This is a genomic window from Paenibacillus vulneris, from assembly GCF_039543185.1.
Taxonomy (GTDB): Bacteria; Bacillota; Bacilli; order Paenibacillales; family NBRC-103111; genus Paenibacillus_S; species Paenibacillus_S vulneris.
This window is the reverse complement of the sequence record NZ_BAABJG010000022.1, coordinates 205,142-219,855: the sequence shown is the minus strand read 5'-3', so window position 1 is coordinate 219,855 and position 14,714 is coordinate 205,142. Positions and strand designations below refer to the sequence as shown.

The 14,714-nt window shown below is 48.2% G+C and carries 15 protein-coding genes and 1 other RNA gene; 15 read left to right on the top strand and 1 reads right to left on the bottom strand.

Going from position 1 to position 14,714, the window contains the following annotated elements; translation table 11 throughout:
• Window position 1: 1 nt before the first annotated feature.
• The 11 genes from era to rnpB all read left to right on the top strand — a co-directional run bounded on the left by era (window position 2) and on the right by rnpB (window position 9,965).
• Window positions 2-913 (top strand): GTPase Era, encoded by a 912-nt coding sequence (gene era / locus ABEA66_RS20860; RefSeq protein ID WP_079910538.1) that lies wholly within the window; start codon window positions 2-4, stop codon window positions 911-913.
• A 145-nt stretch (window positions 914-1,058) separates the two neighbouring features.
• Entirely contained in the window at window positions 1,059-1,202 is a 144-nt protein-coding gene (locus ABEA66_RS20855) for a YqzL family protein (RefSeq protein WP_079910537.1), read from the top strand.
• A gap of 34 nt (window positions 1,203-1,236) precedes the next feature.
• The gene (recO, locus tag ABEA66_RS20850; RefSeq protein ID WP_192702719.1) at window positions 1,237-1,983 is read left to right on the top strand and encodes a DNA repair protein RecO; all 747 of its coding nucleotides are present in this window, start codon (window positions 1,237-1,239) and stop codon (window positions 1,981-1,983) included.
• A 231-nt stretch (window positions 1,984-2,214) separates the two neighbouring features.
• Window positions 2,215-3,027: a pyruvate, water dikinase regulatory protein gene (locus ABEA66_RS20845; RefSeq protein WP_079910535.1), complete on the top strand. Its 813-nt coding sequence runs from the start codon at window positions 2,215-2,217 to the stop codon at window positions 3,025-3,027.
• 94 nt (window positions 3,028-3,121) lie between these two features.
• Window positions 3,122-3,583, top strand: coding sequence for a YaiI/YqxD family protein (locus ABEA66_RS20840; protein WP_079910534.1), 462 nt, complete (start codon window positions 3,122-3,124; stop codon window positions 3,581-3,583).
• A gap of 40 nt (window positions 3,584-3,623) precedes the next feature.
• Window positions 3,624-5,456 carry a DNA primase gene (dnaG, locus tag ABEA66_RS20835; protein WP_079910533.1) on the top strand — a complete coding sequence of 611 codons (1,833 nt, stop codon included), beginning with the start codon at window positions 3,624-3,626 and terminating at the stop codon, window positions 5,454-5,456.
• A 45-nt stretch (window positions 5,457-5,501) separates the two neighbouring features.
• On the top strand, window positions 5,502-6,617 hold the full coding sequence (gene rpoD, locus ABEA66_RS20830; protein WP_192702718.1) for an RNA polymerase sigma factor RpoD: 1,116 nt from the start codon (window positions 5,502-5,504) through the stop codon (window positions 6,615-6,617).
• Between the two features lie 125 nt (window positions 6,618-6,742).
• Window positions 6,743-7,579, top strand: coding sequence for a hypothetical protein (locus ABEA66_RS20825; RefSeq protein WP_192702717.1), 837 nt, complete (start codon window positions 6,743-6,745; stop codon window positions 7,577-7,579).
• 1 nt (window position 7,580) lies between these two features.
• Entirely contained in the window at window positions 7,581-8,351 is a 771-nt protein-coding gene (locus tag ABEA66_RS20820; RefSeq protein WP_079910530.1) for a tRNA (adenine(22)-N(1))-methyltransferase, read from the top strand.
• Complete coding sequence (locus ABEA66_RS20815; protein ID WP_079910529.1) at window positions 8,318-9,433, top strand: Nif3-like dinuclear metal center hexameric protein; 1,116 nt, start codon at window positions 8,318-8,320, stop codon at window positions 9,431-9,433. Before ABEA66_RS20820 ends, ABEA66_RS20815 begins: the two co-directional genes overlap by 34 nt.
• Before the next feature lie 125 nt (window positions 9,434-9,558).
• An RNA gene (gene rnpB, locus ABEA66_RS20810) (RNase P RNA component class A) lies at window positions 9,559-9,965 on the top strand.
• 78 nt (window positions 9,966-10,043) lie between these two features.
• On the opposite strand, the gene ABEA66_RS20805 is transcribed toward rnpB, so the two are convergent.
• On the bottom strand, window positions 10,044-11,957 hold the full coding sequence (locus ABEA66_RS20805; RefSeq protein ID WP_345590409.1) for a S8 family peptidase: 1,914 nt from the start codon (window positions 11,955-11,957) through the stop codon (window positions 10,044-10,046).
• Window positions 11,958-12,154: 197 nt separating this feature from the next.
• Between ABEA66_RS20805 and ABEA66_RS20800 the strand changes: the two genes are divergently transcribed.
• The 4 genes from ABEA66_RS20800 (at window position 12,155) to ABEA66_RS20785 (ending at window position 14,555) form a co-directional block, all read left to right on the top strand.
• Window positions 12,155-12,655 carry a YpuI family protein gene (locus ABEA66_RS20800; RefSeq protein ID WP_079910527.1) on the top strand — a complete coding sequence of 167 codons (501 nt, stop codon included), beginning with the start codon at window positions 12,155-12,157 and terminating at the stop codon, window positions 12,653-12,655.
• 71 nt (window positions 12,656-12,726) lie between these two features.
• Entirely contained in the window at window positions 12,727-13,842 is a 1,116-nt protein-coding gene (locus ABEA66_RS20795; RefSeq protein ID WP_345590407.1) for a glycoside hydrolase family 15 protein, read from the top strand.
• Between the two features lie 47 nt (window positions 13,843-13,889).
• Window positions 13,890-14,096 (top strand): DUF1540 domain-containing protein, encoded by a 207-nt coding sequence (locus ABEA66_RS20790; RefSeq protein ID WP_079910525.1) that lies wholly within the window; start codon window positions 13,890-13,892, stop codon window positions 14,094-14,096.
• A 36-nt stretch (window positions 14,097-14,132) separates the two neighbouring features.
• A complete protein-coding gene (locus tag ABEA66_RS20785) occupies window positions 14,133-14,555 on the top strand; it encodes a hypothetical protein (protein WP_079910524.1) in 423 nt (140 codons plus the stop codon).
• Window positions 14,556-14,714: the final 159 nt, after the last annotated feature.

The following is a 14,714-nucleotide window of genomic DNA, read 5'->3' as shown; positions in this document are numbered from 1 at the left end:
AATGACATCAGCATCCAGCAAAAAAGCGTTTAAATCCGGCTTTGTAGCCATTATCGGCCGCCCTAACGTAGGAAAATCGACCTTGATGAACCAGGTTATAGGGCAGAAGATCGCCATCATGTCTGACAAGCCGCAAACAACCAGAAATAAAATTCATGGTGTGTACACGACCAATGATTCGCAAATTGTATTCCTGGATACTCCCGGCATTCACAAGCCGCAATCCAAGCTGGGCGATTATATGATGAAAATAGCGGAGAGCTCGCTTAGCGAAGTCGACGCCGTTCTTTTCCTTATCGATGTAGTGGAAGGAATCGGCGGAGGAGACCGCTTTATTATCGAAAACCTGAAAAGAATCAAAACGCCTGTCATTCTAGTTATGAATAAAATCGATCAGGTGCAGCCGGAGGAGCTTCTGCCGGTCATTACGGAATACAAGGACCTGTATCCTTTCGCCGAGATCGTGCCGATATCGGCCAAGCAGGGCAATAACGTTAATACACTGCTGGAGCAGATAGTCAAATATTTGCCGGAAGGCCCTCAATATTATCCGGCCGATCAAGTGACGGACCATCCGGAGCAGTTTGTCTGCGCGGAGCTGATCCGGGAGAAAATATTGCATTTGACCCGGGAGGAAGTGCCGCACTCCATTGCCGTGGCCATCGAGGACATGAAGGTGGAGGAGAACGGCGTCGTACATATCTCGGCGGTCATTTATGTGGAGAGAGATTCGCAAAAGGGGATCATTATCGGGAAAAAGGGTGCTTTGTTGAAGGAAGTCGGTCAAAAGGCGCGGCAGGACATTGAAGCGCTGCTCGGCTCCAAAACCTTTCTGGAGCTGTGGGTGAAGGTCAAGAAGGACTGGCGCAATCAAGAGCGCGTTCTGCGCGATCTTGGCTTCCGCAACGAATAAGCTCTTCATGCCAGTTATTACTTGGGATACTTCCGGCCATTTCGTATCATCCTAATCTTGTAGGCAAGAACAGTCCATCTAATGTCTTTGATTACAACGTCAAGCGTTCCTTGGAAAGCTCTTAGGAGAGGGGATTGATACGCACATGAGAGATTTTTCGTGGAAGTATTTTTCAATGACCGGTGATGTGGATGCTTATCTGCTTTACAAAGAGATGGACAGTGAGAGGCGCGCTTCTGAAGAAAATCCGGAGGAAGATGTTACAGAATTAACGGACGAGATTCAGTAGCTGTCTACATGGTGCTTTGGGGGAAGGACGGACGATGCAATACAGAGTGCAAGGGATTGTCATTCGAAGCATGGATTATGGGGAAGGCAACAAAATCATTACTTTGTTTTCACGCGAAATGGGTAAAGTGGCTGTCATTGTTAGAGGAGCTAAAAAGGTAAAAAGCCGCTATGCCTCCGTCGCCCAGCTTTTTACGAGCGGAGATTATTTATTCTTCAGGTCCGGCCAGCTAGGAACCTTGAATCATGCAGAAATCCTGGATTCCCATCATCGAATCCGGGAGGACTTACATAAAGCGGCTTATGCGTCCTACATGGCGGAGCTGACCGATCGGATGATGGCCGATCAGGAAGCTAACGCTTTTTTGTTTGAACAGCTGAAAGCTGCGTTGGCGGGTCTGGAAGCGGATAAAGATATGCAGATCATCGGCTTTATGTATGAAATGAAAATTTGGATGCAGGCCGGTTATATGCCCGAGCTGGACGCCTGTGTTTCCTGCAGATCGACGGAGGGAGAAATGCGGTTCAGCGCAGGCTTAGGGGGGATCTTATGCGGGCGATGCAGAAGCAAGGACCCGCAAGCCGTGCTGATGACTTCCGGCACGTGGAGACTGATGCGGCTGTTTGCCCAGATGGATATTCGGCGCTTGGGAGAAATCGACGTAAAGCCCCAAACCAAAGAAGCGCTGAAGCAGCTGATGAGGACCTATTATGATACTCATATCGGCCTCAATCTGAAATCCCGAAATTTTCTTGAACAGATGGAGAAATACGGTGTTTAAGCTTTGACATTTTTATTTGCGTTTGATAATATAATATATTAACATTAAAGGCGACTTCTCGTCCTGCCAAGTCTTTCCTAGACTTTGCGGCGGGAATTTTTTGTTAGAAGGGAGAAATAGCTGGAATTTCCTTCGCAGCCGAATGCAGCAAGCTGATGCTGCAGCAACGTGAAACATTTATACCTTACATACGTATTATTAGTAGCTTGTCTTAAGAAAGCAGGTGCAGTAGTGGCGGAACAAACGAATCCTATTATCTATGTAGCTTCAGACTCAGCAGGAGAAACGGGTGAAGCGGTAGTCCGGGCGGCGACGGTTCAGTTTTATCCCCAGCAGGTGGATATGCGCATCGTACCGTTTTTGGAGAACAGGGCAGGAATCGATAAGCTGGTGCAGACCGCGAAGCAAAGAGACGGCATTATTGTGTTTACTCTGGTTATACCTGAATTACGCGATTATTTGGTGGAGCAGGCGATCCGCTATCAGCTTCCTTACATCGATTTGCTGGGGCCGATTATTGGTTCTTTGGAAAAAAAGCTTCAGCAGGAATCGCGGCACCAGCCCGGCATGATTCATCCGTTGGATGAGGATTATTTCAAGAAGGTAGAGGCCGTCGAATTCGCCGTAAAATATGACGATGGCCGGGATTTCAATGGGGTTCTGCAGGCGGATATCGTACTGGTCGGGGTATCCCGAACCTCGAAGACGCCTTTGTCCATGTATCTTGCGCACAAAAAGTTCAAGGTGGCCAACGTTCCGCTTGTGCCGGAAATTCAACCTCCCGAGCAGCTGTTTACCATTTCCAAGAAAAAAATCGTCGGCCTCCGCATCGATCCTGTGAAGCTCAATATGATTCGCACGGAGCGGTTGAAGATGCTGGGACTTCCGCAGAACGCGACCTACGCCAATGTGGAACGAATCCATAAGGAGCTCGAATATGCGAACCAAATTATGAAGAAGCTCGATTGTACCGTAATCGATGTCTCCAATAAAGCGGTGGAAGAAACAGCGAGCCTGATCATCGATATGTTTCAAGGACGGTAAGTCATTTTTTCGCGAAATCGTGCAGGATTTTTTATTTATTCATCGTATATAATATTACGGTGGTACTTCAGTAGGAATTCGGTGGGACTTGACTATGCCGTTTAAAATTATTGTGGATGCCGATGCATGTCCGGTTAAGTCGGAAATCGTCAAAGCCGCCTCGCAGTTTAATGTCGAAGTTATGATGGTCGCCTCATTCGATCATCGCCTGGCTCCCATGGAGGGAGTGCAGATCGTTCAAGTCGATCGTTCCGATCAATCCGTTGATTTGTATATAGCGAACCGAATTTCGCCTGGTGACATTCTGATTACTCAGGATTTTGGTTTGGCTGCTTTAGCTTTGGGTAAAAAAGCTCTAGCGTTATCGAATCGCGGGCAGCAGTACAATGACCGGACGATTGATTTTTTATTGGATCGCAGGCATGAGCAGGCGAAGCAGCGCCGGGGAGGCAAGCACTCCAAAGGGCCGAAACCGTTTACCGACGAGGATCGACATTTTTTTCTACATTCTTTGACAAAAGTTTTGCAGGACTTGCAGGAGATTCGCAACCTGTAGCGAATAGTATTACGTGTTAATTTGATTGAAGGTGGATAGGATGAGTAACGGACGCATTCCGGAAGAAATCATCGAAACAGTCCTCAAGCATCATGATGTTGTGGATGTCGTTGGCCGTTATGTGCATTTAAGCAAGCAAGGGCACTATATGAAAGGACTTTGTCCCTTTCATTCGGAAAAGACGCCGTCGTTTACCGTTACACCTGAAAAGCAAATTTATCATTGCTTCGGCTGTGGGGCCGGAGGCGGTGTCATTCAGTTTTTGATGGCGATGGAGGGGTATTCCTTTGCGGAGGCAGTCAGCCAATTGGCCAAAGAAGCCAATCTGGATATCGGCCTCGATGCTATAGCGGACCAGCGTCGCGAGCAAAATCCTGAGAAAACCAAGCTGCTTGAAGCCTATGAGCTTGCCGGTAAGCTGTATCAGTATATTTTGAAAAATACTGAGCAAGGCAAACAGGCGATGCAATATCTACGATCGCGGGGTCTGAACGACAAACAGATAGAAACGTTCGGAATCGGCTACGCTCCCACTCCATGGGATACGCTGACACAGCTCTTGGAGCGGAGGCAGTTCTCTCTGCCCTTAATGGAAAAAGGGGGACTGATTTCAGCCAGGCAGGAAAATCAGGGATATTTCGATAAATTCCGCGACCGAATTATATTTCCGATTCATGACTGGAAGGGAAACATCATTGCGTTTGCGGGAAGAGCGATGGGTGACGCACAGCCCAAATATTTGAACAGTCCCGAATCCATGCTGTTTCACAAGAGCCGAAGCCTCTATAATATGCATCTGGCAAGGCCTAATATTCGAAAGCATCAGCAATTGGTGTTGTTCGAGGGCTATATGGATGTCATTAAGGCTTGGGAGGCCGGGGTCGTCAACGGTGTCGCCACGATGGGAACCGCGTTGACCAGCGAGCACGCGGATATCATCCGCAAGCAGGCGGATCAGGTCATTGTTGCATATGACGGAGATTCCGCAGGTCAAGCAGCAGCCTATAAGAGCATTCCGATTCTGGAGAAGGCGGGTCTGCTCGTCAAGGTCGCCATCATTCCAAACGGTCAAGATCCAGACGAATACATTGCCAGCAACGGTTCTGAACGATTTGTACGGGAAGTGATTGAAGCTGCCGTACCGTCGATCAAATATAAACTTCTTTATTTTCGCAAAAATTTCAAACTGCAGGAGGATGGAGAAAAGCTGCGTTATGTTCAGCAAGCTTTGAAAATTATTGCTGAAATTCCTTCGCCAATCGAACGAGAGCATTATGTAAGGGAGCTGTCAACCGAATTCCATTATTCCTACGAATTTACATTACAAACCTTGAATGAAATTCGACTCCAAGCGGAAAAAAACAACAAGTTCGGGGATAATAAAGATAAACCGTGGAATAATGTTATGAATGACGGAGCACCGCGTCAGCCAAATCCCTCATTATATCTTGCTTATCATAATGCGGAGCGTCAGCTCTTGGCTATCATGATGTACGATCGGGAAGTGACGCACTACGTGGAACGGGAGCTAGGTGACCAATTTAACGTAGATGCGCACGCGGCGCTGGCTGCTTATTTGTACGCCTATTATGCACAAGGGTATGAGCCTAATGCGAGCAGCTTCATTGCCATGCTTCAAGAAGCGGAGCTGGAGAGCTTGGCCAGTTCCATAGCAATGATGGGCAATTCTCACGGGGTCAACAATCAAGTCATTGATGATTACATCCGAGAAATAAAAAAATATCCGCAGCAGCAATTAATTAAGCGAAAAAGAGAAGAAATGATTCGCGCAGAACGTTCAGGGGACATAACACGGGCTGCACAAATAGGTATTGAGATTATATCCCTAGAAAAGCAATTGAAATCATCTTAAGCGTGAGAAGCGACAAGATGTCTCTAGGGAGGAGGGAGTTGGATTATGGCGAACGATCAACATACGGAGATAGAGACTGAGTTGACGTTAGAGCAAGTTAAGGAACAGCTGATTGAGCAGGGCAAGAAGCGTTCCTCTTTAACCTACAAAGATATTATGGAGAAGCTGGCTCCCTTTGACCAGGATCCGGAGCAAATCGACGAGTTTTTTGAACATCTGTCGGAGTTGGGGATCGATGTAGGCAACGAATCGGATGAGGATCATGAGCATGGACAGGATCAGGAGCATGACGATTTCCACTTTGACGATGACTTGTCGCTACCGCCAGGTATCAAAATTAACGATCCGGTACGTATGTACTTGAAGGAGATCGGCAGAGTTCCATTGCTGTCGGCAGAGGATGAGATTGATCTTGCCAAGCGTATCGAATTGGGAGACGAGGAAGCCAAGCGCCGTCTGGCCGAAGCCAACCTGCGTCTCGTTGTCAGCATTGCCAAAAGATACGTGGGAAGAGGGATGCTGTTCCTCGACCTTATCCAGGAAGGTAACATGGGATTGATCAAAGCGGTTGAGAAATTCGACCACGACAAAGGCTTCAAGTTCAGTACGTATGCGACCTGGTGGATTCGTCAAGCGATTACCCGCGCGATTGCGGACCAGGCAAGAACGATCCGTATTCCGGTGCATATGGTTGAGACGATTAACAAGCTGATTCGTGTATCGCGGCAGCTTCTTCAAGAGCTTGGACGTGAGCCTATGCCTGAGGAAATCGCTAAGGAAATGGATCTCAGCACCGATAAGGTCCGTGAAATTATGAAGATTGCTCAGGAGCCGGTATCGCTGGAAACGCCAATCGGAGAGGAAGACGATTCTCACCTGGGTGATTTTATCGAGGATCAGGAAGCGTTGGCTCCTGCAGATGCGGCTGCTTATGAATTATTGAAGGAACAGCTCGAGGATGTGCTTGATACGTTAACTGAACGTGAAGAAAACGTACTCCGGCTTCGTTTCGGCTTGGATGACGGGCGTACACGCACACTGGAGGAAGTCGGCAAGGTGTTCGGAGTTACCCGTGAGCGGATTCGCCAAATCGAAGCGAAAGCGCTGCGTAAGCTGAGACATCCTAGCCGCAGCAAACGATTGAAAGATTTTCTTGAATAAACAGCTTGAACCCTACGACCTTTCTGCACTTGCTGCAGTTAGGTCTAATTTTTTGTTTCACCTCAACCGATAAATGAACAAGTAGCAATTAGCAAATAGGTCGTTAAAGAGGTGAAAGCATTAGTATGGATGATAAAAGAAAAATAATTATTCGTGAAATCGAACAATGGCGCAAAAGCAAGCTGCTGCCTGAACATTATTGTGATTTTTTATTAAACCTCTATTTGGAGGAAGGAACAAATCAAGCTTCTGGCAAAACATCGTTCCTGGGGATTACGCCTAACGCGATAAAAAACAGTAATTGGAAAATATGGGTTCTTCTCTTCGGCTTCATCGCCGTTATTTCTTTAACTGCTCTTAATTTTACCGCTTTTAATTTACCAATGCAAATTGGGGTTTCCTTAACCTTCCTTTTTCTATGCTACGCGACAGGAAGCCTGCAGAAAGACAAAGAGCCGCTTAGAGCGCAAATCTTGTTCGGGATGGCCTCGCTCTTCCTGCTCTTTATTGGCGTGTATTTGTTCCGATTGTATCATATTTATGAATCGGTGCTTGTCGTAGGCTACGTTGTTCTGTGCAGTCTCATATGGCTGCTTACGGGTCTATTGTCCCGTTTCCTGCTTTTTCAACTAAGCGGCTGGGTCGCACTTGTTTTCTGCTATGGCTGGCTGCTGCATTATCAGCTGGATTCCATCAATTGGGTAACTCTGGAGCTAAGCTGGGTGCCTCTCAGTCTGCTGTTTGGCTGGCTCGGATGGCTCCTGCATCAGAAAACGAAGCAAACAAGCACAGTCTTCCTTATGCTGAGCTGTATCGTTTGGTTTATGCCTGAATTATATGGTATGCTGTATGCCGAACAGTATGGGCCTCAAGCGGTACAATTGGCCCTGGTAGGCAAAATATTTCTAGAAGCAAGCGTATTGTTTACATTTAGAAAAAAATGGACTGAGTGGGTTGCATAATATGTTAAAATTATCAAAACGACTGGAATGGATAGCGAAGCAGGTACCTGCCGGGAGCAGTCTGGCCGATATTGGCTCCGACCACGCTCTGCTTCCCAGCTTTTTGGCGCTTCAAGGGCGCATTGTGAAAGGGATTGCGGGAGAAGTAAATCCGGGTCCTTTCCAGGCAGCTTCCAAGCAAATTCGTGAATCCCGACTGGAAGAAATAGTAGACGTACGTCTCGGGGATGGATTGGCGGTCATTTCAGCAGGCGAAGTCGAGGTAATAACTATAGCCGGCATGGGAGGCGCCTTGATTGCGAGTATTCTGGAGGCGGGTAAAGAGAAACTGGCCGGTGTAAAGCGTCTCGTTCTTCAGCCGAATGTCGGGGAAGCCAACGTTCGCAGCTGGCTGCTGGAGCATCACTGGGTTCTAACGGATGAGCTTATTTTGGAGGAGGATGGCAAAATATACGAAATTCTCGTAGCCGAGCCGTCCGGGCAAGCTGAGGTTAGCAATGAGGAGCTGTATCAGACTCGCACCCTCCATGGAGGCGTTACTATGGACCGCGAGCAGCTAATAAAAATGGGTCCTTATTTGATACGGCAGCCTTCTGTGGTATGGTTCCAGAAATGGGAGCAGGAATTAGGCAAGCTGGAGATGATACGACGTCAGCTGGCTTTGTCTGAAGCAGCGGAGTCGCGGTCCAAAGAAAAGGACCTGGAGCTGGAAATGAAACGAATCAAGGAGGTTATGGCATGCTTGCAAAAGGACAAAACGTCATCCAATTGATGGAGGAGCTTGCACCCAAACATTATGCCGTACCCGATGATAAGATAGGCTTGCAATTGGGTACTCTGAACAAAGAGATCACCAATGTTCTGGTGGCTTTGGACGTGATCGACGAGGTAGTCGATGAGGCCATTCGTCTGCAGGCCAATTTGATTATTGCTCATCATGCGATTATTTTCAGACCTTTGGCCCATCTCCAGACGGATTCTCCTGCAGGAAAGCTGTATGAGAAGCTGATCAAAAACGATATTGCCGTATATATCGCCCATACGAATTTGGATGTAGCGGAGGGCGGGGTCAACGATTTGATGGCAGAGGCGTTAGGGTTACAGGGTTTGTCTCCGCTTGAGGATATCCATACGGACAAGCTGAAGAAGCTCGTCGTGTTCATCCCGGAGGATCACGTGGACAAAGTGCGGCAGGCCCTGTTCCAAGCCGGTGCAGGCTGGATCGGACAATACAGCCACTGCAGCTTCAATATCGAGGGGACCGGTACCTTCGTTCCGGAAGAGGGGAGCGACCCCTTTATAGGCAAGCAAGGGAAGCTGGAAGAAGTGCGGGAGGTCCGACTTGAAACCATTATTCCGCAAAGCATCGAGCGCAAAGCGATCCAAGCTATGCTGAAATCACATCCTTACGAAGAAGTGGCGTATGACTTGTATCAATTGGATTTAAAAGGCCGGACCTTCGGTTTAGGCCGTGTCGGCAAGCTGGACGATGCCGTAACGCTGCAGGAGCTGTGTGAGAAGGTGAAGCAGGCCTATGATGTTCCTGCGGTACGTGTTGTAGGTGATCCTGCCCGTTCCGTACGTAAAATCGCGGTACTGGGCGGCTCAGGCAGCCGCTATGTGCGCCATGCTCTGTTTGCGGGAGCCGACGTATTGATTACCGGCGATATCGACTACCATACGGCGCATGATGCCTTGGCCGCGGGGCTTGCTATTATAGACCCGGGTCATAATGTAGAGAAGATAATGAAGCAGGGGGTTGCCGATTACCTGCGTAAAAAGCTGCAGGATAAAAAATCGGAAACCGGTGTCTTCGCATCGGAAATTCATACGGAGCCGTTCCGTTTTGTCTAAATAACCATTAACGGGCTTCAAATATGCAGCTTTTTGCATGTGATAACGTCATTTGGCTCAAATGGAAACAACACGACAGTTGTTTTTTATTCGAAATCGCAGTATACTAGCAAATGCACATCAGGAAAGCTTGACAGACAATCGCTGGTGAGAAATCACGAGAGGAAAGTCCGGGCTCCGCAGGGCAGAATGCTGGATAACGTCCAGTCAGCGCGAGCTGAAGGCTAGTGCCACAGAAATGGACCGCCGATGGCGGAGGGCTTGCCCTTCGCACAGGCAAGGGTGGAACCGTGGTGTAAGAGACCACGAGGAGATATGGTGACATATGTCCTGGTAAACCCCATTTGGAGCAAGACCTAATGGAACGCACATCTTTTCGAAGATAGTCCTTGCCCGGGACGCGTTCGGGTTGGTCGCTTGAGCCAAGCAGCAATGTTTGGCCTAGATAGATGATTGTCGCTTCAACGGTGGGAGGGTGGTACCCGTTACGACCACTGGAAGTACAGAACCCGGCTTACGGCAAGCTTTCCTGGAACCGACAAAAACCGCCCTTGCAGGCGGTTTTTGTGCGTTGGTACTTATTTATTGGTAATAATCGATTAGCGAAGGATTATCTCCATCCGAGGCGCTCCAGAAGTCTCTGTGCCCAATCGGACCGGGCGGGAGCCGCTTCGGGTGGTTTGGTTTCTGTGTGATTTTGCGGTTTTTGCATGGTTTGCGGATTTTTATTGCCTTGAGCTTTGTTCAAAGCGGCAACGACATCAATCAATCCGTATCCGTAGTAAGGGTCCTTTCCTTTAGGTCCGATATCTTGCGCGGTATCCCGCATAATCTGCATAACCTCTGTGTTTTTCAATTGCGGATTTACAGATCGGATCAAGGCAGCCAGTGCAGTGACATGCGGACTTGCCATGGAGGTGCCGGATAAAGCAGCATATTGATTATGCGGATAGGTGCTCGCGATGCTGACGCCAGGCGCGGCAACGTCAATATAATCCCCGTAGTTAGAGAAGGATGCTTTATTTTTATTGGCATCTGTAGCGGCTACGGCAAATACCTCTGGGTATGCCGCCGGGAAGCCGGGAGTCGCTGTGTTATCATTGCCGCTCGCGGCAATCAGGACAACATCATGATCGTAAGCATACTTGATGGCGTCATGCAGGAAATTGGCTTGAGCGTAATTGCCAAGGCTCATATTGATGACTTTGGCTCCGTGATCGGTAGCCCAGATGATTCCTTGCGCGACGGAGTACGTGCTGCCCGCACCGCTTTGGTCCAATACTTTGACCGGCATAATGCGGTTATACCAGCTCATTCCGGCTACTCCCAGATGGTTGTTGACGATAGCGCCGACGACTCCGGCAACATGGGTTCCGTGGCCTACGTCGTCTGCTGGGGGAGCATCGCTATTGACTACGTTATATCCGGAGATCAACTGGTCTTTCAAATCCGGGTGATTCAAATCCACTCCGGTATCCACGATAGCCACTTTGACGTCCTGAGATCCTTTGGATATAGCCCAGCCGGATTCCGTATCGATAAGAGGCAGGTTCCATTGATATCGCTGATATAAGGAGTCGTTAGGCTTGAAATTGGTATTGTCAGAAGCATGGGAGCCGTTCTCTTTAACCGCGTCAACAGCTTCACTATTGGTTAAATATAAAAAATGCGGCTCTGCATATGCGACATTCCACTTTTGAAAGTAGTCCATCAATTGCTTGGCTTCCAACTTACGGGATTCGAAGACATATGTGTAACCAACCTTACGGTAATGGGTCGTGCCTATATCCGCTTCGATCTTGGCTAAATCTGCGCTGGAGGGCTCCTGCTTGAATCGGACGACGACCTGATTCACATGATAATGGCTTGTCCCTTCGTTTTCTTCCGGATGGTTCACTTTAACATCCTGCAATGTCCTGGAATCCACCGATTCAATCTTATAGTGATTGTCAGCCGGATAGGTCACAATTCGCAGGTTTTTGAGCTGATGGTCCTCCACCTGCTTTAATATGGTTTGCTTGACGACTCCAATCATGGCCGAATCGGAGCTTTTGGAAGGTACGCCAAGAACAAAATAAGGTTCGCCCTGATGCTGAAAAGGCGAGGATTGGTAGCTTTCTCCCCGATCCGTATGCTCCTTCGCTTTCTTCAATTCCGGCTCGGCGAGTGAACGAAGAGCATCATCCATTTGGCCTGCCTGCAAGCTGCGGTCGAGAGGCTCGTTCTTGGTTGCCCAATACAGCTTAAGCATATGAGGATGTTCCTGCTGCAGGGTTGTAAGACCGGTTTGCTTCTTATCCGCGGATTGATGCTCGGCTTGGCTAAGGATACGCCCAAGCTCCAGGCTGCATTGCGAACGGCATAAATCGTCCGTCAGCTTCATATCCTGCGACAGGGTAGCTTGTTTCACTTTGATCTCCTCAGCGGGAGACAAATTTGCAATACGGGGTGCACCTTCGTTACGGGGAAACAGGAGCGCACCAAAGGCAAGCAATAATGCAAAAGACAAGGCGTATTTCCACATCGGACTGACTCCTTTTCCTTGATGATACCGTTAGAGTCTCCGTATGAAGAATAGATTACAACCGGAAATCATCTCCTCGTTTTTTGCCAATAGTTATTTTTCGTATTACTTTTAGCTACATTTTGTGGTAGGATGAAGAGAAGATATTATGATTATTTATCAGCATGTTTTGTTTCAAATACAGGAGGTCTTGACTTATGGCGATGTTTAATGTGAAAAATTTATGTGAAACGACTAAATCCAAGCTAAGCGATGCCATCACGAAAATGGAAACTTTCTTGAACGATCATTCCTTGCAAAAGCTGAATTCTGAAATGGATCCAACAATGGAGGAATTTTATAAGGGGTACTTATCCGACACTCGCCATCTACTTGTTTTCTGCGAAGTGGCTTATGAGAAGCTTGGCGTAAGCTTGAGACGTCCTACGTTTAATGTGGAGTATGCTGAGAAAGTATTGTATGAGGTGTACCACAGCTGCGTCAATAATTTCTTCTATCCTAAAAATGAATGCTATTCTGAGGATGGACGATACGCTTACACGGGACAAGATGCGATCCGCTTCCGCAAAAAGCCGGTTCGGGCCGTTCGTGACCTGACTATCGAGCTGTCCAAAATTTTTGAGACGCTTCGTGAAGACTTGGCTTATTATGAAACGGATTATATTACGCAAAAGCGCATGCAGGGCGAACGCGTATAAATAGACCAACTTGGAAATACTTACTAGAGATGCTTAATGCATCTCTTTTTGTTTAGAGAGGGGGTACGCTTGTGGCCGTTACTATGCATGAATTGGCTGCAATCAGCAAACAGATCATCCGGTTTAACCAACATCCTAGCGGGAGTTACGTAGCATGTCCTTTATTTTCCCATTATACGTTCAGCTGGCTAAGGGACGGCAGTTTTATTGCTTATTCGATGGATATAGCCGGGGACAGGGAAGGCTCTGCGAAGTTTCATGATTGGGTGAATCAAGTGCTGACGCGGCTTAAGGATCGTGTGGAAGCCTTGCTGCAAAAGCATCAAAGGGGCGAGCCTATTGCTCAGCACGAATTTTTACATACAAGATACCACCTCGATGGCCGTGACGATGAACACTCGGAGTGGGGGCATTTTCAATTGGACGGTTACGGAGCCTGGTTATGGGGGCTTGCGTGGCATTGGAACCAATCGGGACTGACCTCGGTACCGGAATCGTTCCGGACCAGCGTAGAACTAACTATACGGTATTTGAGCGCATTCTGGATGCAGCCGAATTTTGATTGCTGGGAGGAACGCAACGATCAAATTCATGCCTCTACGCTTGCCTGCATATATGGCGGTTTAACCTCGATGAGACCCTATATCAATGACCCTTCCATCGATGAGGTTACCGGGTCCATCCGCAAGTTTTTGTTAGAGCATTGTGTTGACCGGCAAACGGGCAGCTTTGTAAAAAGCATTCGTCCGGCAGACAACGGTCAATATGAGGTCAGTTATGCCGGTGTGGATGCGAGTCTGATGTGGCTTTGTGAGCCATTTCAAGTATTTTCGGTAGATCATCCGATAATGTCTGCTACCCTGGATAAACTTAGGACGGATTTAAAAAGCGATCAAAGCGGAGTCCGAAGATATGCAGGGGATGAATATTATGGCGGCGGCGAGTGGATTCTGCTCACAGCCTGGTATGGCTGGATCGAATATAAGGCTGGCAGACGTGAGCAGGCGGAGGCTGCACTCGAATGGATTGTGCGGCAAGCTGATGCATTGGGACGCTTGCCGGAGCAGGTTCCACATGCTCCGACAGATATTTACAAGCAATGGGTGGAACGTTGGGGGACCCCGGCTACTCCATTGTTATGGTCCCATGCGATGTATCTTGTGCTATATTCCCAGCTATACGGATAGTATAGCGCCCCCCCTTCTTCGGGCACATTGAGGAGGGGGTGATATGGATGCCAGACGTAAGATGCAGTGTTTCCAACTGTAATTTCTGGGCAGAAGGGAATCAGTGCGCAGCCAAATCCATCATGATTGAGATCGACAAACACGCCAACGACCAGTATGACTCCGAATTCGCTCAAGACTTCGACGATCATCAAGACCGTGCGGGAAGTGTCCGCAGCACCTGCTGCCACACGTTTCAGCCGAAGAAGAAGTAGTCTTAGCTACGATCAGGCAGATCGGAGGGATAACCTATGACTGACCATAGGAAGCGGGGGCGAGCAAGGGCACAGGCCAAGTCCAGGCATGATTCCATGAAGCGGATGCCGAAGCCTTACACGTTTAAAGATTCGGATGAGTATGCTGCCGAAATTTCGTCTACTTTCGGTCCTCCCGTTCAGGCTCCTGTTCATACAAGGGAGTCATCCAAACGGAAAATGGAGTCGGCAACGGATGTGGGGGCCGAAGCCCGCGGCCAAAGCCGCTGGTTAGGGTATACGGCGCTAGCTGCGGCTATCTTGTCAATGTTTATGTTTCCGGTAACGCTCGGCACAGCCGCCATTGTTATAGGGGGCCTGTCGTACATGCGGGGGATTCGGGCATTAGGGGTTTGGTCCGTCATCCTTGGGCTTATTTCATTGGCCGGTTATTTTTTGCTGCTGCCTCTTTATTCTTAACGGGTATTTTATCATTTCATCATGGCAGGTTTATTACCAAGCACGGGGTATGGATATCCTGTGCTTTTTTATGTTTACCTAAGCTTTGAAACAACGTAACCATAGGTTTCTGACAATTAGTGCAAAAAGAACTGGATGGCAAGTCCAAAACAGTGTACA

Coding starts and splice junctions, on each gene's coding strand:
- era (WP_079910538.1), top strand. CDS start 2: ATGACATCAGCATCCAGCAAAAAAGCGTTTAAATCCGGCTTTGTAGCC.
- ABEA66_RS20855 (WP_079910537.1), top strand. CDS start 1,059: ATGAGAGATTTTTCGTGGAAGTATTTTTCAATGACCGGTGATGTGGAT.
- recO (WP_192702719.1), top strand. CDS start 1,237: ATGCAATACAGAGTGCAAGGGATTGTCATTCGAAGCATGGATTATGGG.
- ABEA66_RS20840 (WP_079910534.1), top strand. CDS start 3,122: ATGCCGTTTAAAATTATTGTGGATGCCGATGCATGTCCGGTTAAGTCG.
- dnaG (WP_079910533.1), top strand. CDS start 3,624: ATGAGTAACGGACGCATTCCGGAAGAAATCATCGAAACAGTCCTCAAG.
- rpoD (WP_192702718.1), top strand. CDS start 5,502: ATGGCGAACGATCAACATACGGAGATAGAGACTGAGTTGACGTTAGAG.
- ABEA66_RS20825 (WP_192702717.1), top strand. CDS start 6,743: ATGGATGATAAAAGAAAAATAATTATTCGTGAAATCGAACAATGGCGC.
- ABEA66_RS20820 (WP_079910530.1), top strand. CDS start 7,581: ATGTTAAAATTATCAAAACGACTGGAATGGATAGCGAAGCAGGTACCT.
- ABEA66_RS20815 (WP_079910529.1), top strand. CDS start 8,318: ATGCTTGCAAAAGGACAAAACGTCATCCAATTGATGGAGGAGCTTGCA.
- ABEA66_RS20805 (WP_345590409.1), bottom strand. CDS start 11,957: ATGTGGAAATACGCCTTGTCTTTTGCATTATTGCTTGCCTTTGGTGCG.
- ABEA66_RS20800 (WP_079910527.1), top strand. CDS start 12,155: ATGGCGATGTTTAATGTGAAAAATTTATGTGAAACGACTAAATCCAAG.
- ABEA66_RS20790 (WP_079910525.1), top strand. CDS start 13,890: ATGCCAGACGTAAGATGCAGTGTTTCCAACTGTAATTTCTGGGCAGAA.
- ABEA66_RS20785 (WP_079910524.1), top strand. CDS start 14,133: ATGACTGACCATAGGAAGCGGGGGCGAGCAAGGGCACAGGCCAAGTCC.